The following is a 2,497-nucleotide window of genomic DNA, read 5'->3' on the forward strand; positions in this document are numbered from 1 at the left end:
AGAAGATGCAAGGGTGATGCAAGGGTGATGCAAGGGTTTTAAGAGATTCTAGCAGATTTAAGTGCATTTGGGAAGCTCTCAATCAAGCTAAAAGCCCTTTCCTGTAAGGTTTTTACCATTATTCAGCAAACCCTAATTAAATTAAAAATGGATTTTGCCTCTGATCCCCCCTTAGTCCCCCCTTGATAAGGGGGCATCTGATAATTTTTAACGCCTACCTACTTAATTTTTGCTTATGAAACCGTGAAATACCTATCAAGCAAGACTTTTAGGGCTATTTTGACGTTCGGCGATGACTTCGGCGTGAGCTCAGTCGAACGCTCAGTCGAGCCGCAGAAGAAACTAGAAAATATCAGTATAGACCTCACATAAATCAGAAGAGCCCAAATACTGATGGGCAGTCAGGAGTTTAAGCTTGTGGAGAGACTGTAAGACTCCTTGGGATTCGTCTTAAAAAGCAGGTTTCTGTGAAGCAAGAATCTCCCATCACACAGCTTGGCATTGTGATGGCGAGAGTGTCAAAATTGTGTTCAATTACCCGTCATCCCAGTCATGCCTTCCAGCGGTCAAGTGAAATCGATTTTTTTTCTGATCCTCTTTCTCCTCAGTATTCTAGGGGGTATTCTACTGGCTTCGCTACTTCAACAACCAGCGATCGCCCAATCCCCTTCCTCGGATACAGTGCTGAATCGTTATCAAATTGGACAGCAAACCTATCTAGAAAATTGTGCCACTTGCCATATTGCCATTCCTCCGAGCATCCTACCCAGTCAAACTTGGAAAAAAATCCTCGAAAATCCTAATTCTCACTATGGTATCCGTTTAAAACCAATTGTTGGCATTACTCAGCGTCTTATCTGGGATTATCTCAGTTATTCTTCCCGCCCTCTTACCCAGACTACTTTTGTTCCCCTCCTAATTGAACAGTCCACCTATGTAAAGGTTTTGCATCCTAGGGTCAATTTACCCACTCCTCTCGGTCATACCACCTGTGTCAGCTGTCATCCTAACGCTTCCCGCTACGATTATAAAACCCTTACCCCCATCTGGGATGATGCAGCCTAATCAGTTATCAGTTATCAGTGATCAGTTATCAGTTTTCAGCTTCTGAAGGCAAGGGGCAAAAGACAGAATCTGACAATTCTCCTACCTAAAAAGAAGGTTAGAAACTAAGCACATCAAAGCTTTTAGCTTAACCAATTAGGTCTTAGATTCGGCCCTTGTTTTCAGATGTGAGTTTTTAGTTCACTGATTACTGATTACTGTTTACTGATCACTGAGAGGGGGTGCAGTTAAGGTGATTTCGCCAATTTGGCCAGCTTTACCCATTAATTGGGCAGGTTTTTGGTTAAGAGAGATTTTAACACCGCCAGCATTGCCCGATCGAATATTTAAACTCTTTTGGGCTGTCCAAGTTTGTTTAGTACCCGGTTGGAGATTGCCTTCATGGACTTTTTGGCCATCGGCAATTACCCTTACCCAAGCGGCCTGTTCAATAGTTACTTCGGCTGAGAGGGGAACTTTTGACTGAGGAGAAGGGGAAGGAGAGGCTATCGGTGCGGGAGGGACTACCGGCGCGGGGGAAACCACGGGGGAAGGAGAGGGAGTAACGGCAGGGGGGTTAGAGAGAGGGGGACGGAGGAAAAGATAGCCAATACCACAAAATATGCCCGCCAGCAAGCCTAGCCAGAGATACATCCCGAAAAAGGTTGATTTAGCCGGTTGGGGGCTAGTTTCCAGGGCTGGTTTTTCTGGTTTCACCGGTTCCACTTTTGGGGCAGCGGGTTCAGCCTTGGGGAGAGGGGTAACTTTTGTGGGCAGTGTTTTCGGGATAGTTACCTCTTGAGCTAATTGTTCCGCACTAGGAGACAAGCGATCGGCTAAAGCTTTACCATCAATTTTTAGAGCATCACCGTAGCGTTTGATAAATCCCTTGACATAAATTAATTCTGGTAATTTCTGCCAATTCCCCGTTTCCAACGCTTCTAGCATTGGTACTCTAATCATCGTCAGGGCGGCGATATCGTCTATGCTCAGGCCGCTTTCTTCCCGTTTTTGACGTAAATAAGTCCCGATTTCCTTGATTTGTTCGGCTTGTAGGGGACTGAGTTGACTCATAATTCCAGTCATAATCTATACCAATTAGATGATAATCTCGATTTTGTTATTTTGGGATAATCTGTTCTCTAGAAGCTCCTGTCACCTTGTCATCATTACCGGCGAAAAGGTTCCAAAAACCGGCAAAAATCAGCAATACTTGCAAAAGTTAAGTTTTTTATTCTCGGTTGACTGCACTGGCTACTTAGTACATACATTTGTTCTCAATACTTGTTTTTCTCCAACTCTCAGCTGATCCCTAATTAGGGCTGGCTGAATAAATCTAAAAACCTTGTTGGGTAAGACTTTTAGACCTTTTGTCAATCAAAAAGTACTGGATCTGGGAGTGATCGGGGGGAAATTTAGGCACTTTTTCCCTGAAAATTAGGTAATTGGCCAC

At 44.1% G+C, this 2,497-nt stretch carries 2 protein-coding genes; one reads left to right on the forward strand and one right to left on the reverse strand.

Features of this window, described 5'->3' with window-relative positions; all coding sequences use genetic code 11:
- Positions 1 to 552: 552 nt before the first annotated feature.
- A complete protein-coding gene (locus tag O9295_RS17215) occupies positions 553 to 1,065 on the forward strand; it encodes a dihem cytochrome c family protein (protein ID WP_288034096.1) in 513 nt (170 codons plus the stop codon).
- A 201-nt stretch (positions 1,066 to 1,266) separates the two neighbouring features.
- Here the strand turns inward: O9295_RS17215 and O9295_RS17220 are convergent, their stop codons facing one another.
- Complete coding sequence (locus tag O9295_RS17220) at positions 1,267 to 2,130, reverse strand: helix-turn-helix domain-containing protein (RefSeq protein ID WP_288034097.1); 864 nt, start codon at positions 2,128 to 2,130, stop codon at positions 1,267 to 1,269.
- Between the last annotated feature and the right edge of the window lie 367 nt (positions 2,131 to 2,497).

It is taken from the genome of Microcystis sp. LE18-22.4A (assembly GCF_027531105.1).
Classification (GTDB): Bacteria; Cyanobacteriota; Cyanobacteriia; order Cyanobacteriales; family Microcystaceae; genus Microcystis; species Microcystis aeruginosa.

Coding starts and splice junctions, on each gene's coding strand:
- O9295_RS17220 (WP_288034097.1), bottom strand. CDS start 2,130: ATGACTGGAATTATGAGTCAACTCAGTCCCCTACAAGCCGAACAAATC.
- O9295_RS17215 (WP_288034096.1), top strand. CDS start 553: ATGCCTTCCAGCGGTCAAGTGAAATCGATTTTTTTTCTGATCCTCTTT.